The sequence below is a fragment of the Leucobacter sp. M11 genome (assembly GCF_035726885.1).
GTDB lineage: Bacteria > Actinomycetota > Actinomycetes > Actinomycetales > Microbacteriaceae > JAPFRB01.
The window spans coordinates 52,264-68,605 of record NZ_JAPFRB010000001.1; the positions used below are offsets into that span (position 1 = coordinate 52,264).

Sequence of the window (16,342 nt, forward strand, 5' to 3'; positions counted from 1 at the left end):
CGGTCGGTGCCGTAGCGGATGCGCTGCTCGTCGACGCTGATGCCGGGCACCAGGCCCGGGTGGATATCGTGCGGGTACGGGTCCCCCACGCTCTTGATCGCCTTGATCGCGCGATCGGCGAGCGGCTCCGGGGACGTTCCGGAAGCCTTGCCGGGATCACGTCCGGGTGTTCCGGTGTCCTGCGGCGTGCGCTCAGTCATGCTGTTAACCTCCCCGCGCGCGGAGGCTCCCCCAGCGCGCACCCTTGAGCCTAGGAGGTTTCCGCGCGCTTCACCCGATTCGGGCGCGGAGTGTCCGAGCACGCGCCGCACCGGCGGGTGCTCGGACGAAGCGAAGCGCTACTGCGTGCTGAGCCGCGCCCACTCGGTGAGCTTCGTCTCAGCGGCCCCGGAATCGATCGCCGCCGCGGCGAGTTCGAGCTTCGCGGCGAGGCGCTCCAGGATGCCGCGCTCCGCGGAGGCGGGGTCGGCGATGAGGTCGTAGGCGACCATGCCGGCCGCCGCGTTCAGGAGCGCGATATCGCGAACGGGGCCCGCCTCGCCGCCCATCACGCGGCGAACGACGAGGGCGTTTTCCGCGGAATCGCCGCCGAGCAGATCGGAGATGCTGGCGCGCTGAATGCCCAACTCGCGCGGGTCGAGGTCGTGCTCGGTCATCCCGCCCCGGGTGACCTCCCAGATGTGCGAGTGACCCGTGGTGGTCAGCTCGTCGAGGCCGTCGTCGCCGCGGAACACGAGCGCGTTGGTGCCGCGGATCTGGAAGACGCCCGCGATCAGGGGCGCGCGGTCCGCGTCGGCGACCCCGACCGCAGAGGCTTCCGGCCGAACCGGGTTGCAGAGGGGACCGAGGAAGTTGAACACGGTGGGGATGCCGAGCTCGCGCCGGGCATCGGCGGTGTGCCGGAAGCCGGGGAGCAGCTTCGCGGCGAAGACGAAGGCGATGCCGATCTCGCGAAACACCTCGGCGAGCCGCTCCGGCTCCAGGTCGAGGTTAATGCCGAGCGCCGCGATGACATCCGAGGAACCGGACTTGGAGCTTGCCGCCTTGTTGCCGTGCTTGACCACGGGCACCCCGGCGGCCGCGACGATGATCGAGGCCATCGTGGAGATGTTCACCGTGCCGAAGCGATCCCCGCCCGTGCCGACGATGTCGAGCGCGATGGGGTCGATGTTGATGGGCAGCGCCTCGTCCAGGATCGCGTCGCGGAAGCCCACGATCTCGTGCACGGTCGGCCCCTTGGCGCTGAGCGCGGTCAGGAAGCCGCCGATCTGCGCCTGCGTCGCGTCGCCGCGCATGATCTGGGCCATGGCCCACTCGGACTGGGACACGCTCAGGTCGGTCTTGGCGAGCAAGGACGTGAGCACGGGAGGCCAGCTGAGTTCGTCAATCATGACTTAAGCCTAGCGCGGCCCGGAACGCGAAACCGCCCCGGCCAGAGAAATCTCTGTCCGGGGCGGTGACGTGCCGCGAGCGTGCTGCTTAGTGCTCGTCGTGCTTGGCGGAGTCCAGCTCCTTCTGGTCAACGGGGATGATGCGATCCTCGTAGAACCAGCGGCTGAATGCAACGCGCAGGCGGTTGCCCATCGTGATCTTGCCCTGGTCGTTCGGGCGGAGCATGAGGGGCTTGTGGTCGTCGTAGCTCAGCAGTTCCCAGCGCTCGTAGTCCGAGACGGGCTTGTGCACCTCGACGAACTCGCCGCCGGGGAGGCGGACGATGCGCCCGGACTCGTAGCCGTGCAGGGCGATCGAGCGGTCCTTCTTCTGGAGCCCGAGGCAGATCCGCTTGGCCATCACATACGCGATGATCGGGCCGAGGATCAGCGCGGCTTGCAGGCCGTGGATCACGCCCTCCATGCTCAGCTGGAAGTGCGTTGCCATCAGGTCGGAGCTCGCTCCGGCCCACAGCACGGCGTAGAAGGTGACACCCGCGGCGCCGATGGCGGTGCGCGTCGGGGCGTTGCGCGGACGATCCAGGATGTGGTGCTCGCGCTTGTCGCCCGTGACCCAGGCCTCGATGAAGGGGTAGATCGCGACGAGCACGATGAAGCTTCCCATGACGATCACGGGAACCAGCATGTTCCAGGACCAGGTGAAGCCGAACCACTCGGTCTCCCACCCCGGCGGCACGAGGCGCAGGGCACCATCGGCGAAGCCGATGTACCAGTCGGGCTGGGTACCTGCCGACACCGGCGAGGGGTCGTAGGGGCCGTATGCCCAGATCGGGTTGATCCCCACGAAGGTGGCAATCAGCATGATCACGCCGAAGACGATGAAGAAGAAGCCACCGGCCTTGGCCGCGTACACGGGGAGGATCGGGAAGCCGACCACGTTCTTCTCGGTCTTGCCCGGGCCGGGGTACTGGGCGTGCTTGTGCACGACCACGAACACCAGGTGGAGCGCGACGAAGAGGATCACCAGGGCGGGCAGCAGCATGATGTGCAGCATGTAGAGGCGTCCCACGATGTCCTGGCCGGGGAACTCCCCGCCGAAGAACAGGAAGGAGCCCCAGGTACCGACGACCGGGAAGGACTTGATCAGACCGTCGATGATGCGCAGACCGTTTCCGGAGAGCACGTCATCGGGGAGGGAGTATCCCGTGAAGCCCTCGGCCATCGCCAGGATGAACAGCACGAAGCCGATCACCCAGTTGAGCTCGCGCGGCTTGCGGAAGGCACCCGTGAAGAAGATGCGCAGCATGTGCAGGCCGATGGAGGCGACGAACAGCAGGGCGGCCCAGTGGTGCACGTGGCGCATGAGCAGACCGCCGCGAACCGAGAAGGAGATGTCCATCGTGGACGCCATCGCGCCCGACATCTCAATGCCCTTCATGGGCACGTAGGGTCCGTTGTAGACGGTCTCGATCATGGTCGCCTGGAAGAACAGCGTCAGGAACGTCCCCGAGAGGAGGATCACAACGAAGCTGTAGAGGGCGACCTCACCGAGGAGGAACGACCAGTGGTCGGGGAAGACCTTGCGGCCGAACTCCTTGACGACGACACCGATCTTGGTGCGCTCGTCGAGGTAGTTCGCGGCCTTGGACGTGAACGTGGTCGAGCCCTGTGCGCTCGACGTCTGCGTGGTGGTTGAGGTACTCACTTAAGGCGCTCCCAGAAGCTCGGGCCAACGGGTTCATGGAAGTCGCTCTGGGCAACCAGGTAGCCCTCGTCGTCGACCGTGATCGGCAGCTGCGGCAGCGGCCGCTTCGCGGGGCCGAAGACGACCTTCGCGTGCTCGGACACGTCAAACTGCGACTGGTGGCAGGGGCACAGCAGGTGGTGCGTGTGCTGCTCGTAGAGAGCAACGGGGCAACCAACGTGCGTGCACACCTTCGAGTAGGCAACGATGCCGTTGTACGACCAGGACTTGCGCTCCTCGTCCTCGTTGAGCTCCTCGGGGTTGAGGCGCATCAGCAGCACGATGGCCTTGGCCTTCTCGTCCAGGTGGTGCTCGGCCTCGTGGAGGTTCTCGGGGATCACGTGGAAGGCGGAACCGATGGTGACATCGCTTGCCTTGATCGGGATTCCGGAGGGGTCGCGGGCCAGGCGGATGCCCGTGTCCCACATCGTGTGCTTGAAGACCTGTACGGGATCGATGTCCTGCGGGGCCAGGCCACGCAGGAGCACCACGCCGGGGATCGGGAACGCGATGAGCGCACCGATGAGGCTGTTGCGCACGAGCGAGCGACGGCTGAAGCCGGACTCCTCGTCGGCGATCTCGAAGATCTCGACGGCGTCCTTGCGGACCTCGGGCGAGCTCGGGGTCGGGTGGCGCTCGTCGATCGACTCGTGGTCGGCCATGAGGGCCTTGCCCCAGTGCACCGCGGCGATACCGATCCCCAGCAGCGACAGGGTCATCCCCGCGCCAATGAAGACGGTGCTCGTGCGGATCGCGGTCGGGTCCCCGGTCTCGATCGGGAAGAACATGTACGCGAGAACCGCGCCGATGCTGCCCGCAATCGAGAGGTAGAAGAGCGTGAATACGATGCGCTCGTTGCGCTTGGCCTTCTTCGGGTCCAGGTCGCCGACGCGCTTGCGGTGCGGCGGGAGCCCGGGGTTCTGGACAGCATCGGGCGAGACGACCGCGGTACTCAGGGCCGCCCCGTCTCCGCCCTGGCGCTGAGCGGCGACAACGGTGCCTTCGCTACCGTTCTTCGCTTCCTCTGCCATGTTTCTCCTTGACATTTTCAGTGGTGCTTATTTCGACGCTGGCGCGCTAGTTGGACTTTGCGGTCACCCAAACGGTGAACGCAATGATGATGCCCAGGCCAATGATCCAGATGAACAGACCCTCGGCGACCGGTCCGATCGAGCCGAGACCCAGGCCACCGATAGCGGGCGTCTGGTCGATGTACTGCAGGTAGGTGATGATGTCGGCCTTGTCCTGAGGAGTCAGGTTGGCGTCGCTGAACACGGGCATGTTCTGCGGGCCGGTCGACATCGCCTCGTAGATGTGCGCGGGAGCAACGCCGCCGAGGGGCGGGGCCCACTTGCCCTGCGTCAGGGCGCCACCGGCGCCGGACACGTTGTGGCACATGGCGCAGTTAATGCGGAAGAGCTCACCGCCGGCGGTGGAGTCGCCGTCGCCCTCGAGGTACTTCTGCTCGGGGATGGAGGGGCCGGGGCCCAGCGAGGCGACGTAGGCAGCGAGCTGCAGCGTCTGCTCCTCGGTGAACTGCTTCGGCTTGACCATGCCCTGCGGGCCCTGGAAGGCGAGCGGCATGCGGCCGGTGCCCACCTGGAAGTGCGTCGAGGCCGCGCCGGCGCCGACGAGGGACGGGCCCTCGGTCGTACCGACGGCGCTCATACCGTGACAGGTGGCACAGTTCGCTGCGAACAGCTTGCCGCCCTCGTCGATCGTCGTCTGGGCGTTCATGTCGACCTCGGCGGTGGCGGAGGTCTGGCTGATGCCAGCGTAGGCCGCGCCGGTGACCAGCAGCCCAACCGCGACGAGCGCGAACGTCGCGAAGGGTGACCGACGACCGGTCTTACGTAGATTCTTTTTGGCGCGAGCCATGACTCAAGTTCTCCTGACGCTACTTCAGAATGTAGATGACGATGAAGAGGCCGACCCAGACGACGTCGACGAAGTGCCAGTAGTACGACACGACGACAGCGGTGGTGGCTTCCTTGTGGGTGAGGTTCTTCACGGCGTAGAAACGACCGATCACGAGCAGGAACGCGATCAGGCCGAGAGCCACGTGGATGCCGTGGAAACCGGTGGTGATGTAGAAGGCCGAGCCGTAGGCGTCCGAGCTGAGCGTGATGCCCTCGGACACGAAGGTGGCGTACTCCCAGACCTGACCGGAGACGAAGATGGCGCCGAGCACGTAGGTTACGAAGAACCACTCGACGGTGCCCCACTGAGTGGGCTTGGGGCCGGTAGCACGGGCTTGCATTCGCTCAGCCGCAAAGACTCCGAACTGGCACGTAACAGAAGAAAGCACCAGGATCGACGTGTTGATCGCGGCGAAGGTGAAGTTGTGCTTATCCGTCTGAACGGCCCAGAGTTCCGGGGCCATAGAGCGCAGTGTGAAGTAAATCGCGAACAGGCCGGCGAAGAACATGACCTCGCTGCCGAGCCAAACGATGGTGCCGACGGAGACGACATTGGGTCGCTTGACCGCAGGCACAGCTGACTTGGGGTTCATAGTGGTCGTTGTCACACTCCTATTATGGCCGATATCGCGAAGCATTTTCCCCATTCGGGCACGTGTCGCGGTTCCGGCGAAATGAAACTCCTTGAAACAAGCTGAGATTTGCCTGAACTTTTTCCCAGCAAACTTTAGATTACCAGCGTTTCCGAGTGTCGCCGTCTCTGCTAATGTGCCGCGCGCCCTGTTTTTCCGGCAGAACTCCCCCGAAACCCTTGCAAACACGCGCCGGGAGCGTCATACCCCGTGGCGCGTGCCCGCGCGGGAATTCTTTTCGCTTCCGGCCTTCCCGGAGTCACGACGAGCCCCGGGCCGCGCCAGCCGCGTCCAGGCCGCTCCAGAAAACTTCTTTTCGCCCCGGGCGGGTCATCCCTCCGGGTACCCCGCGTCGCGGTGCCCGGCCGCTCGAAACGCCGCGAGCACCGCCTCGGCGAAGCCACGGATCTCGGGCGTCGAGCCGCCCCGACGCCATAGCGCCGAGGAGCGCCAGCTGAGCGGCTCCCCCGCCAGGGGTACCCAGACGATCCCCTCCGGCAGGGCACCCCGGGGCGCCTCGGCGAAGTGCACACCCCGGCCCGCGAGCACGAGTCCCTGCGTGAATAACGGGTTGCGCGCGTGCACGATCTCCCGGGGCACGAAGCCGTTCATCCGACACGATTCGAGCATCGCGTCGTAGAGCGCGGGGGCCATCGTGCGCGGGAAGATGACGAGACCCGTGCCCGACAGCTCCCGGAGCGCGATCGGCTCCCCCGCGCCGCAGGGATGTCCCGCGGGCAGGAGCGCGCCGAGGGGCCGCCGCACGATCGGCCCGATCTCCACGTCCGCCGTCGCGACGGGGTGCCGGACGACCCCGACGTCGAGGTCGCCGCCGAGGACGAGTGCCAGTTGCTCGGTCGTGGTGAGCTCGTGCAGGGACAGCCGCACCTCCGGTGAGCGCTCCCGGAATTCTCGGTCGATGTCGTGGAGCAGGTCGGGCTGCGTATCCGGCGGCAACGCCGCGCGCAGCACCCCGGAGGCCCCGGGCCGGATGGTGCGCATCGATGCCTCGGCCCGCTCGACCGAGCGCAGTACTTCCCGGGCGTGCTCCAGGAGCAGCGCCCCCGCCTCGCTCAGTTCGACCCCGCTGCGCCGCCGATGGAACAGCTCGACCCCGACCTCGCGCTCGAGCTCTTTGATCCGCTGGGAGAGCGGGGGTTGGGCCATGTGCAGTCGGTGCGCGGCGCGGCCGAAGTGAAGCTCCTCGCTGAGCACCACGAAATAGCGGAGGTGACGGACATCCATATCGGCACGCTAGCAGGTTCAGCCATATCGCTTTGGTCTCATCGCGAGTCCAAGTTGGTGTTGGACGGGCGCGGTCCGCGGGTGGTCGGATGAGAGCCGTACCACCCCTCTCAAGGAAGCGAGTCCCCCGTGACCACCGAAGTTCACTACGCCGTCAACGGCGCCGTCGCCACGATCACCCTGAATCGTCCGGCCAAGATGAATGCCTGGACCCAGAGCATGCGCGACGCCCTCATCGGGCACCTCGACCGGCTGAAGACCGACACCTCGGTCCGCGCGGTCATCCTCACCGGCACCGGCCGCGCCTTCTGCGCGGGCCAGGACCTGGCCGAGACGGCCACGATGGACCCCGAGGACCACGAGGCCGCCGAGGCCTGGATCGACGGATTTGATCGCCTCTACCGCGCGGTGCGCGACCTGGACCAGATCACCATTGCGGCCGTCAACGGCGTCGCGGCTGGCTCCGGCTTTCAGTATGCCCTGCTCGCCGACCTGCGCATCGGCGACCCCGGGATCCGCATGGGGCAGCCTGAGGTGCACTCCGGCATCCCGAGCATCACGGGCCTCTGGGCGATGTGGAGCATCCTGGGCCGGGCGAAGACCACCGAGTTTGCCCTCACCGGCGAGCTCGTCGACGCGGGAGAGGCCCACCGCCTCGGCCTGCTGAACCGGCTCTCCGCGCCCGGCGCCGCGCTCGCCGAGGCCGAGGAGCTCGCCGCCCGGCTGAGCCTGCTTCCCCCCGGGGCGGTACGGCTCACGAAGGGGCGGCTGCGCGAGCTCGAGGAGGACGCGCTGACGGAGGCTGTCGCGGCGGCAAAGACCGTGCACCGCGAGGCGTACCGCAGCGGGGAACCGCAGCGCGAGATGGCGAAGTTCCTCGCCGGACGGGGGAACTAGCGTGTCCGCACTCGGTGCGCTGAGCGCCCTCCCCGACCTCCCCGCGCTCGACCACGCGGCGCTCGACGCCGAATGGGCGGTTCCGGAGTGGTACAACATGGCCGTCGACGTGGCCGATGGCCACCCCCGCGAGGGCCTCGCCCTCCGCTACGAGCGCGCGGGTGCGCCCGGCCGGGACGTGCTCTGGGGCGAGATCCAGGACCGCTCTCGGCAGATCGCCGCGCACCTGAGCGAAGCCGGCATCGGCCCCGGCGATCGGGTCGCGGTGCTGCTCCCCCAGCGCCCGGAGACCCCAGCCGCCTACCTCGGGGTGCTTCGCACCGGGGCGATCCTCGTCACGATGTCCCTGCTCTGGGCGGAGGAGCCGATCCGTTTTCGCCTGGAGGACTCGAGCGCCGCAGCCGTGCTCATCGAGGGGGCATCCGCGGGGCTCGTCGCGGGGACCGCGGCCACCGTCCTGGACATAGACGACCCGGCAATCGCTGCACGGGAGCCGGTTTTTCGGGACGCGGCAACCCGGGCGGACGACCCCGCCCTCATCTTTTACACCTCGGGGACCACCGGGCGGGCCAAGGGCATCGTGCACGCGCACCGGACCCTGCTCGGGCACAACGAGTTCCGGCACTGCCATGACCTCGGGCCGGGCGATCTCTTTTTCGGGGCCGGCGATTGGGCCTGGTCCCTCGCCAAGCTCTTCGGGCCGATGCGGCTCGGGGTGCCGCACCTGGTGTTTCGGCCCGAGCGCGGCTTTGACGCGGCCGGGCTCCTGGAATCCATGTCGCGCAACGGGGTGACGAGCGCCCTGCTCAACCCCACGGTGCTCCGGAAGATCCGCGAGGTGGTCCCCGACGCGGGGAGCCGCTTCCCCCAGCGCCTGCGCACCGTGTGCTCCTCAAACGAGCCCCTCACGGCCGACCTGATCGACTGGTTCGCCGAGCAGTTTGGGGTGCCCCTGCTGGACTATTACGGCTCCACCGAGTCCTATCCGCTGCTCGGCAACCTGGCCGGCGTCCCCATCAAGCCCGGTTCGATGGGCCAGCCACTGCCGGGCTGGGATGTGGCGCTCCTGGACGAGCGGGGCGAGCCGGTCGCCGTGGGCGAGCAGGGCGAGATCTGCCTGCGGGCTCGGAGTAACCCCCAGTTCCCCCTCGGGTACTGGCGGATGCCGGAGGCCAGCGAGGCGACGTTCGGCGGGGAATGGTTCCGCACGAGCGACCAGGCGACGGTGGACGAGGACGGGTACTTCTGGTTCCTCGGGCGCACCGACGACGTGATCAAGACCTCCGGGTACCGGGTCGGCCCCTACGAGATTGAGGGGGTGATCCGTTGCCACCCCGCGGTTCGCGACGTCACCGTAACCGGCGTGCCTGACCCGATCCGCGGCCAGTCCGTGAAGGCCTGGATCGAGCTCGAGGCGGACGCGGTTGCCTCTCCCGAGCTCGACGCGGAGATCGTGGCGCTCGTGCGCTCCGACTACTCCCGTTTTGCGTACCCGAGACTCATCGAATATGTTGACGAGTTGCCACGGTCCGCAACGGGCAAGGTTCAGCGCGCAACGCTGCGCGCCCTGAACACCACACCCTCTGAAAGGAATGCTCAATGACGACCGTTTCCCCGGCCACCCCCGTGTCATCGACCGGGGGCGACGCCCCGGCTGCCGCGCCGACGCCGCCCCGCCAAAACCTCAAGCGGGTGGCCACCGCCGCCGCAATCGGCAACTTTGTCGAGTGGTTCGACTCCGCCGCCTACGCGGTCATGAGCGTCACCATCGCGGCCCTGTTCTTTCCGGACTTTTCGGTCACCGCCGGGCTCCTCGCCACCTGGGCGATCTTCGCGGGTGGCTTCATCGCCAGGCCCCTCGGCGCCGCGTTCTTCGGCCGCTACGGGGACCGCATCGGGCGCAATAAGATGCTCGGCCTCTGCGTCGTCATCATGAGCGCCGCGACGTTCTGCATCGGTATCCTGCCCACCTTCGACGCGATCGGGGTGCTGGCCCCGATCCTGCTGTTTCTGTTCCGAGCCGTCCAGGGCTTCACGACCGGCGGGGAGTACACCGGCTCCGCGGCGTTCATTGTGGAGTACGCCCCGGCAGGCAAACGGGCCCTGTACGCCAGCGTGATCCCCGTCACGGTTGGCCTCGCGACCGTGGCGGGGGCGCTCTTGGGCGCGGGCCTCTCGGCGACGCTCAGCGACGCGGCGATGTCCTCCTGGGGCTGGCGCGTGCCCTTCCTGCTCGCGGCCCCACTCGGCCTGATCGGCCTGTATATCCGCTCCCGCGTGGACGACACCCCGGTGTTCCGGGAGATGGAGCAGAGCGGCGCGGTCGTCAAAAAGCCGCTGACCGAAGCCATTCGGCAGTGCAGCCGACAGATCTTCACGCTCTTCGGGTACAGCATCACGAACGCGGTCGGCTACTACCTGATGAGCAGCTACATGATCGCCTATATGACCAAGGAGTTGCACTACACGGCCGCGCAGTCGATGCTGACCAGCGTGGTGGCGATGCTCGCCTACTCCGTGGCCTGCCCGTTCATGGCGGCGCTCAGCGACCGGTTCGGCCGCAAGCCCATGCTGATCGCCGCCTGCGTCGGCTTCGTCGTGGTCACGATCCCCGCCTTCAGCATGATGAGCCTCGGGCTGGGGTACGCCATGCTGGGCACGAGCCTCTTGGCCATGCTCGTGGCCGTGATCGGCACCTCGAACGTGCCCGCGCTGGTCGAGATGTTCCCGAGCTCGGTCCGCACCTCCGGGGCCGCGATTGGCTATACGCTCGCCTATGTCCTCTTCGGCGGCACGGCGCCCTTCGTGGCCACGGGTCTCGTCGCGGGCACCGGGAACGCGCTCGCCCCCGGCTTCTATCTCATGGCCGTCGCCGTCGTCTCCACGCTCGTGGTCATCGTGTGCTTCCGGGAGACGAAGCACCTCTCCCTGCGCCGGAGCACCGTGCTCTAGGGCGCACGCTCCCCCGCTGCCACCCGACGCGGCTCCGCCCGTCTGCTGGCCGCGTACATAAACGCGCCGCATCCCAGCTCACGCTGGGGTGCGGCGCAGTGTCGTGCGCGGGACGCCGGGCCGCCGGCCGAGGAGCACCGACACGCTAGCGTGGTGAGTATGACCTGTTTCCTGCGCCTCGCCACCGACCGGGACCTCCCGGCCCTTCGCCAGATCGAAACCGAGGCGGATGCCCTCCTCATCGACGCCCTGCGTCCCGATTCCTGGGACGAGGCCCCGAGCGGCCAGGAACGGGCAGCGGAGCCCGGTTTCCTGCTCGTCGCGGTCCCGGGCACGCCCGAAGCCCCCGACGCCGGGGCGGGCCAGGTGCTCGGATTCGCGCACGTCCTGGAGTGGGGCGACGGGGCACACCTGGAGCAGGTCTCCGTCTCCCCCGCCCACGCCCGGCAGGGGCTGGGGCGGCAACTCGTGCTGGCCGCAGCCCGGGAGGCCGAGCGACGCGGATACGCCGACATCACCCTCCGCACCTTCGCCTCGCTGCCCTTCAACGCCCCCTTCTACGCCGCGCTGGGCTTCGCGGTGACCCAGCCCCACGACGACTTCCACCGCGGGCTCGTCGCCACGGAGCACGCGCTCGGGCTCGATGCGCTCGGGGACCGGGTCCAGATGACGCTGCCACTGTCCCCGGCCGCGCACTAGGAACGACGAAGCGCCCGTCCCCCGGGAGGGGACGGGCGCTTCGGTGATCCGGGTCCGGCGTGGGCGGCTAGCCCATTTCGAGCACCTTCCGGTAGTGCTCACCAACCGATTCGAAACCGAGGTGGTTGTAGAAGCGGCCGATGCGCGCCGTGGACGCGCTCAGCTGACGGACGCCGCGCCCGAGGCAGTACTGCTCGTTCGCGCGCATGAGCCGATCGCCGACGCCCTGACCACGAACCTCGGGGTCAACGACGATTTCCTGCAGGTGGGCGGTGAGGCCCGGTGCGTGCAGGAGGCGAGAGACCGTCATCAGCGAGTAGCCGATGACCTGCCCCGCCTCGGTGACCGCGACCGTGAGCACGTTCGTCTCCTGGTCACGGGTGCGCAACACGTTGTCGAGGGCAACCTCGAACTCGTCGCGCCCGATGGGCTCGCGGCCGGTGGTGAACTGGCGGGCCAGCCCGAAGATCGCGTGTGCGTCTTCGAGCTGACCCCTCCGGATGGTGAACGTCATCACTTAGCGGGCGAAGTAGCCGCGGTAGTACTCGTAGGTCCAGCCCACGACGGCGACGATCAGCAGCGGAATCGACAGGAACGAGATCCAGAAGTTGAACCCGAGGGCGAGGCCCAGGACAACCAGCGACGCGGCGCCGGCCAACACGATCGGCCACCAGCTCCAGGGGCTGAACTCACCGAGCTCCGGGTCCCCATCGTCGATGTCGCTGTCGAGGCGGTCCTCGATCAGTTCCCCGCCCTGCGCCTTGCGGGTCTTCGCCAGGTAGTAGGCGATGAACCCGGTGAGGCCACCGGAGAGGATGATCGCGGTGGAACCGGCCCACTCCACGTTGCCGTGGTCAATCAGGTTCCACACCGTGTACACCGTGCCGAGCACCACGAAGTAGCAGGTGAGAATCGTCATCAGGACGACATTTGATTTCATGGCGTGTTCCTAGGCCTTCTTCTCGGCGAGCTCGTGCTCGCGCTCCTCGTCACCGGGCTGTCGAATACCGCTGACCTCGGGGTGGTTGAGGTCGAAGGCGGGAGACTCGGTCCGGATCCGCGGGATGGAGGTGAAGTTGTGCCGCGGCGGCGGGCAGGACGTCGCCCACTCGAGCGAGCGACCGAAGCCCCACGGGTCATCCACGGTCACCTTCGGAGCGTTGCGCGCGGTGATCCACACGTTCAGCAGGAACGGAATCATCGAGGCACCCAGCAGCATGGAGCCGACCGTCGAGACCTGGTTCATCCAGGTGATGCCGTCCTCCGGCAGGTAGGTGTAGTACCGGCGGGGCATCGCCATGACGCCGAGCCAGTGCTGCACCAGGAAGGTCGCGTGGAAACCGATGAACAGCATCCAGAACTGGATCTTCCCGAGGCGCTCGTTGAGCATCTTCCCGGTCCACTTCGGCCACCAGAAGAAGAACCCGGCGAACATCGCGAACACCACGGTGCCGAAGATCACGTAGTGGAAGTGCGCCACGACGAAGTAGGTGTCCGAGATGTGGAAGTCCAGCGCGGGCGAGGCCAGGATCACGCCGGTCAGACCACCGAAGATGAAGGAGATCAGGAAGCCCAGGCTCCACAGCATCGGGGTCTCGAAGGTGATCGAGCCGCGCCACATCGTGCCGATCCAGTTGAAGATCTTCACACCCGTCGGCACCGCGATCAGCATCGTCATCAGGGCGAAGAAGGGCAGCAGCACGGAGCCGGTGACGTACATGTGGTGCGCCCACACGGTCATCGACAGCGCCGCGATGGCGATCGTTGCGTAGACCAGCGTCTTGTAGCCGAAGATCGGCTTGCGGCTGAACACGGGGAAGATCTCGGAAACGATGCCGAAGAACGGCAGCGCGATGATGTATACCTCGGGGTGGCCGAAGAACCAGAACAGGTGCTGCCAGAGAATCGGCCCGCCCGTTTCGATGCCGTAGATGTGCCCGCCGAAGATGCGGTCAATCGCGAGGCCGAAGAAGGCAGCGGCGAGGATCGGGAAGACGAGGATCACGAGGATCGAGGTGATCAGCGTGTTCCAGGTGAAGATCGACATGCGCCACATGGTCATGCCCGGGGCGCGCATCGTGATGATCGTCGTGATGAAGTTCACGCCACCGAGGATCGTGCCGAAACCACCGATCGCGAGACCGAGGACCCAGAGGTTCCCCCCGACACCCGGCGAGAACGTCGTGGTGCTGAGCGGGGTGTAGGCAAACCAACCGAAGGAGGCTGCGCCCTGGGGGGTGAGGAAGCCGGCGACCGCGATGAGCGAGCCGAAGCTGTAGAGCCAGTAGGCGAAGGCGTTCAGACGCGGGAAGGCCACGTCGGGAGCGCCGATCTGCAGGGGCATGATCACGTTCGCGAAGCCCGCGAAGAGCGGGGTGGCGAACATGAGCAGCATGATCGTGCCGTGCATCGTGAACAGCTGGTTGTACTGTTCCTTGGTCGCGACAATCTCAAGACCGGGCGCAAAGAGCTGCGCGCGGATGACCAGGGCCATGAGGCCACCGATCAGGAAGTAGATGAACGACGTGATGAGGTACATGTACCCGATCACCTTGTGGTCCGTGGATGTGATCCACGAGACGAGCGTATTGCCCTTCTTCATTGATTAACCCTCGGTGCTTTCTTCGCTCGGAACCTTGTTACCGGGCAGGTTCTGGTTCGGGTCGTACTCCTTGCCCAGCGAACCAGTGTTGCCGGCGGCGCGGAGGCTCTCGATATACGCGTCATACTCGTCCTGCTCAACGACCTTGACCTCAAAGAGCATCATCGAGTGGTACTCGCCGCAGAGCTCAGCGCACTTACCCATGTAGGTGCCGGTCTTCTGCGGGACGAACGTCATGTAGTTGGTCTTGCCGGGGATCATGTCCTTCTTGTAGAGGAACTCCACGATCCAGAAAGAGTGGTTGACGTCGCGCGACTCGAGGCGGAGCTCAACCTCCTTCCCCACGGGCAAGTACAGGGTGGGCATGGTCTCCGGCTTTGCGGAGCCGCTCTCATCGGTCTCAACCTGCACACCGGAGAAGTAGACGTCCTCATCCAGGTAGTTGAAGTCCCAAGCCCAACGCTTCCCCATGACCTCAATGGTCACATCGGGGTTCTCAGCGCGCTTCTCGATGCTCTGCTGCTCAACCGCGGTGAACGCGAAGAAGCCGAGAACGAGCACCACGGGGACAGCCGTGAAGAACGTCTCGATCGGCATGTTGTAGCGGAGCTGAACGGGCAGACCCGTCTGGCCCTTGCGGCGACGGTAGGCGATGACCGCCCAGATCGTCAGACCCCAGGTGATGACACCGACGATCAGCAGCACGATCCAGGACGTTACCCAGAGTCCCGTGATGCCGTCAGTGTGGTTCGTGATGCCGGGCTCATCACCGGGCAGGAACCCTCGCAGCTGCTCCGGGGTACATCCTGCTAGCACCAGCGCTCCCGTGAGCGCTAGGGGTGCTGCGACCCATTTCATACGACGATTGGAACGCACCGCATACCTTTCGAGACGTGGACACTCTTCATGAGCCCTCAAAGCTGATGACTCCCTGATAGCTTAGCGCGAACGCAAGCGAACTATTGACAACCCTCGGCGGGTCACTCGATTTCTCCGCGGAATCTCGTGACCCGCCCGAAGGAAATCAGCTGAAGCTGTCTCCGCAGGCGCAGCTTCCGGCCGCGTTCGGGTTGTCGATCGTGAAGCCCTGCTTCTCGATCGTGTCCTCGAAGCTGATCGAGGAGCCCATGAGATAGGGCACGCTCATGTTGTCGACGATGACCTCGACGCCGTCAAAGTCAACGACCTTGTCGTTCTCGAGGTAGCGCTCGTCAAAGAAGAGCTGGTAAATCAGGCCGGAGCACCCGCCGGGCTGCACGGCGACCCGGAGCCGCAGGTCGTCGCGGCCCTCCTGGTCGAGGAGGCTCCGCACCTTGTCCCGCGCCTCATCGGTGAGCATCACGCCGTGCTCGAGTTCTGCGCCCTGCGCGGCGTCGCCCTCGGGGGCGATCGTCTCGGGGGTGCTGGTAATGGTGTCGGTCATGATCCACCGTGCCTTTCTTCTGCGGGCAAAACCTGCCTCCAGTGTACGTCTCCGGCCGCCGTCGCACAGCAGTCGTCATCTCTGGCAACGATGCCGCGAGGGCATTTGTTCCCGGAAGGCCTGGCGCGCCCCGGGCGTTTCGCTGCGCGCTGCGCCGTGGGCCCCGTTCTGATCGGCCGCCCAGGGAGGCGGCATTGGCGTTTCCGAGATCTGGGCGTGCGCCCTCAGGAGGGACCGGTATCCTAGGAGGAAGATTCGTGCGCGAGCCCGCGCTCGGCCGGGGTGACACCTCCGGAGCCGCGGGCACCCGGGCACGCCTCTCCCCCGCATCGCCCACCGAGAAGGATTGATTTTGGCCAAAGACGCTTCCAAGAACGTAGCCGCGGAACCGGCCCCCGAGGTCCCCGTCGCCGGGAAGGGCCGACCGACTCCGAGCCGTAAAGAGGCGCAGGCCGCTCGCGCACAGCCGCTCGTCGGCGATCGCCGCCGCAAGCTCACCAAAGAAGAGAAGGCCAAGATGGCCTCCGCACGCGAGCAGGCCCGCCTCGGCATGGCCGCGGGCGACGAGCGCTTCCTGACCCCCCGCGACAAGGGCCCGCAGCGGCGCTACGTCCGCGACTTCGTGGACGCGCGCACCGGCATCGGCGAGTGGATGATCCCCGTGATGGGCCTCGTGCTCGTCATGACCTTCGTCCCGATCAATGCCGTCCAGGTCTACAGCGTGTTCTTCATCTGGGGCTTCCTGGTCCTGGCGATCCTGGATGCCGTCTTCCTGGGCCGCCAGCTGAAAAAGCGCCTCGGCGCGAAGTTCGGCGACGACAAGATCCAGTCCGGCTAC

General features: G+C 66.7%; 17 protein-coding genes. 5 read left to right on the forward strand and 12 right to left on the reverse strand.

Annotated features, from left to right (window positions below):
* The 7 genes from OOT08_RS00255 to OOT08_RS00285 all read right to left on the reverse strand — a co-directional run.
* A partial coding sequence (locus tag OOT08_RS00255; RefSeq protein ID WP_325090598.1) for a hypothetical protein occupies window positions 1-200 on the reverse strand: 200 nt, incomplete at its 3' end.
* A 138-nt stretch (window positions 201-338) separates the two neighbouring features.
* Window positions 339-1,391 carry an anthranilate phosphoribosyltransferase gene (gene trpD, locus OOT08_RS00260; RefSeq protein WP_325090599.1) on the reverse strand — a complete coding sequence of 351 codons (1,053 nt, stop codon included), beginning with the start codon at window positions 1,389-1,391 and terminating at the stop codon, window positions 339-341.
* Between the two features lie 88 nt (window positions 1,392-1,479).
* The gene (qcrB, locus tag OOT08_RS00265) at window positions 1,480-3,096 is read right to left on the reverse strand and encodes a cytochrome bc1 complex cytochrome b subunit (RefSeq protein ID WP_325090600.1); all 1,617 of its coding nucleotides are present in this window, start codon (window positions 3,094-3,096) and stop codon (window positions 1,480-1,482) included.
* Window positions 3,093-4,166, reverse strand: coding sequence for a cytochrome bc1 complex Rieske iron-sulfur subunit (qcrA, locus tag OOT08_RS00270; RefSeq protein ID WP_325090601.1), 1,074 nt, complete (start codon window positions 4,164-4,166; stop codon window positions 3,093-3,095). The genes qcrB and qcrA overlap by 4 nt, the downstream gene beginning before the upstream one ends.
* Window positions 4,167-4,212: 46 nt before the next feature.
* Window positions 4,213-5,013 (reverse strand): cytochrome bc1 complex diheme cytochrome c subunit, encoded by an 801-nt coding sequence (gene qcrC / locus OOT08_RS00275; protein ID WP_325090602.1) that lies wholly within the window; start codon window positions 5,011-5,013, stop codon window positions 4,213-4,215.
* Window positions 5,014-5,032: 19 nt separating this feature from the next.
* Window positions 5,033-5,647, reverse strand: a complete 615-nt coding sequence (ctaE, locus tag OOT08_RS00280) for an aa3-type cytochrome oxidase subunit III (RefSeq protein ID WP_325091260.1) — start codon at window positions 5,645-5,647, stop codon at window positions 5,033-5,035.
* 369 nt (window positions 5,648-6,016) lie between these two features.
* Window positions 6,017-6,931, reverse strand: coding sequence for a LysR substrate-binding domain-containing protein (locus tag OOT08_RS00285; protein ID WP_325090603.1), 915 nt, complete (start codon window positions 6,929-6,931; stop codon window positions 6,017-6,019).
* Between the two features lie 129 nt (window positions 6,932-7,060).
* Here OOT08_RS00285 and OOT08_RS00290 point away from each other — a divergent pair, with 129 nt between their 5' ends.
* From OOT08_RS00290 to OOT08_RS00305, 4 genes are all read left to right on the forward strand, one after another.
* Window positions 7,061-7,828 (forward strand): enoyl-CoA hydratase/isomerase family protein, encoded by a 768-nt coding sequence (locus tag OOT08_RS00290; protein WP_325090604.1) that lies wholly within the window; start codon window positions 7,061-7,063, stop codon window positions 7,826-7,828.
* 1 nt (window position 7,829) lies between these two features.
* Window positions 7,830-9,431: an acyl-CoA synthetase gene (locus OOT08_RS00295; RefSeq protein WP_325090605.1), complete on the forward strand. Its 1,602-nt coding sequence runs from the start codon at window positions 7,830-7,832 to the stop codon at window positions 9,429-9,431.
* Window positions 9,428-10,780 carry an MFS transporter gene (locus OOT08_RS00300; RefSeq protein WP_325090606.1) on the forward strand — a complete coding sequence of 451 codons (1,353 nt, stop codon included), beginning with the start codon at window positions 9,428-9,430 and terminating at the stop codon, window positions 10,778-10,780. The genes OOT08_RS00295 and OOT08_RS00300 overlap by 4 nt, the downstream gene beginning before the upstream one ends.
* Before the next feature lie 159 nt (window positions 10,781-10,939).
* Complete coding sequence (locus tag OOT08_RS00305; protein WP_325090607.1) at window positions 10,940-11,479, forward strand: GNAT family N-acetyltransferase; 540 nt, start codon at window positions 10,940-10,942, stop codon at window positions 11,477-11,479.
* Between the two features lie 67 nt (window positions 11,480-11,546).
* Here OOT08_RS00305 and OOT08_RS00310 read toward each other — a convergent pair whose 3' ends face one another.
* The 5 genes from OOT08_RS00310 to OOT08_RS00330 form a co-directional block, all read right to left on the reverse strand.
* A complete protein-coding gene (locus OOT08_RS00310; protein WP_325091261.1) occupies window positions 11,547-11,993 on the reverse strand; it encodes a GNAT family N-acetyltransferase in 447 nt (148 codons plus the stop codon).
* Window positions 11,994-11,996: 3 nt separating this feature from the next.
* On the reverse strand, window positions 11,997-12,419 hold the full coding sequence (locus OOT08_RS00315) for a cytochrome c oxidase subunit 4 (protein ID WP_325090608.1): 423 nt from the start codon (window positions 12,417-12,419) through the stop codon (window positions 11,997-11,999).
* Window positions 12,420-12,428: 9 nt separating this feature from the next.
* Window positions 12,429-14,081, reverse strand: a complete 1,653-nt coding sequence (ctaD, locus tag OOT08_RS00320) for an aa3-type cytochrome oxidase subunit I (protein WP_325090609.1) — start codon at window positions 14,079-14,081, stop codon at window positions 12,429-12,431.
* A gap of 3 nt (window positions 14,082-14,084) precedes the next feature.
* Window positions 14,085-14,939, reverse strand: coding sequence for an aa3-type cytochrome oxidase subunit II (ctaC, locus tag OOT08_RS00325; RefSeq protein ID WP_325090610.1), 855 nt, complete (start codon window positions 14,937-14,939; stop codon window positions 14,085-14,087).
* A gap of 166 nt (window positions 14,940-15,105) precedes the next feature.
* Window positions 15,106-15,504, reverse strand: coding sequence for a HesB/IscA family protein (locus OOT08_RS00330; protein WP_442916138.1), 399 nt, complete (start codon window positions 15,502-15,504; stop codon window positions 15,106-15,108).
* Window positions 15,505-15,856: 352 nt separating this feature from the next.
* Between OOT08_RS00330 and OOT08_RS00335 the strand changes: the two genes are divergently transcribed.
* Window positions 15,857-16,342: DUF3043 domain-containing protein (locus tag OOT08_RS00335; protein WP_325090611.1), on the forward strand; the 486-nt coding region annotated here is incomplete at its 3' end.

What these genes read in the sequence shown, in the direction of transcription:
- ctaD (WP_325090609.1), bottom strand. Translation starts at nt 14,081, where the DNA reads ATGAAGAAGGGCAATACGCTCGTCTCGTGGATCACATCCACGGACCAC.
- OOT08_RS00330 (WP_442916138.1), bottom strand. Translation starts at nt 15,504, where the DNA reads ATGACCGACACCATTACCAGCACCCCCGAGACGATCGCCCCCGAGGGC.
- qcrA (WP_325090601.1), bottom strand. Translation starts at nt 4,166, where the DNA reads ATGGCAGAGGAAGCGAAGAACGGTAGCGAAGGCACCGTTGTCGCCGCT.
- OOT08_RS00305 (WP_325090607.1), top strand. Translation starts at nt 10,940, where the DNA reads ATGACCTGTTTCCTGCGCCTCGCCACCGACCGGGACCTCCCGGCCCTT.
- OOT08_RS00315 (WP_325090608.1), bottom strand. Translation starts at nt 12,419, where the DNA reads ATGAAATCAAATGTCGTCCTGATGACGATTCTCACCTGCTACTTCGTG.
- OOT08_RS00285 (WP_325090603.1), bottom strand. Translation starts at nt 6,931, where the DNA reads ATGGATGTCCGTCACCTCCGCTATTTCGTGGTGCTCAGCGAGGAGCTT.
- ctaC (WP_325090610.1), bottom strand. Translation starts at nt 14,939, where the DNA reads ATGAAATGGGTCGCAGCACCCCTAGCGCTCACGGGAGCGCTGGTGCTA.
- ctaE (WP_325091260.1), bottom strand. Translation starts at nt 5,647, where the DNA reads ATGAACCCCAAGTCAGCTGTGCCTGCGGTCAAGCGACCCAATGTCGTC.
- OOT08_RS00300 (WP_325090606.1), top strand. Translation starts at nt 9,428, where the DNA reads ATGACGACCGTTTCCCCGGCCACCCCCGTGTCATCGACCGGGGGCGAC.
- trpD (WP_325090599.1), bottom strand. Translation starts at nt 1,391, where the DNA reads ATGATTGACGAACTCAGCTGGCCTCCCGTGCTCACGTCCTTGCTCGCC.
- OOT08_RS00310 (WP_325091261.1), bottom strand. Translation starts at nt 11,993, where the DNA reads ATGACGTTCACCATCCGGAGGGGTCAGCTCGAAGACGCACACGCGATC.
- qcrC (WP_325090602.1), bottom strand. Translation starts at nt 5,013, where the DNA reads ATGGCTCGCGCCAAAAAGAATCTACGTAAGACCGGTCGTCGGTCACCC.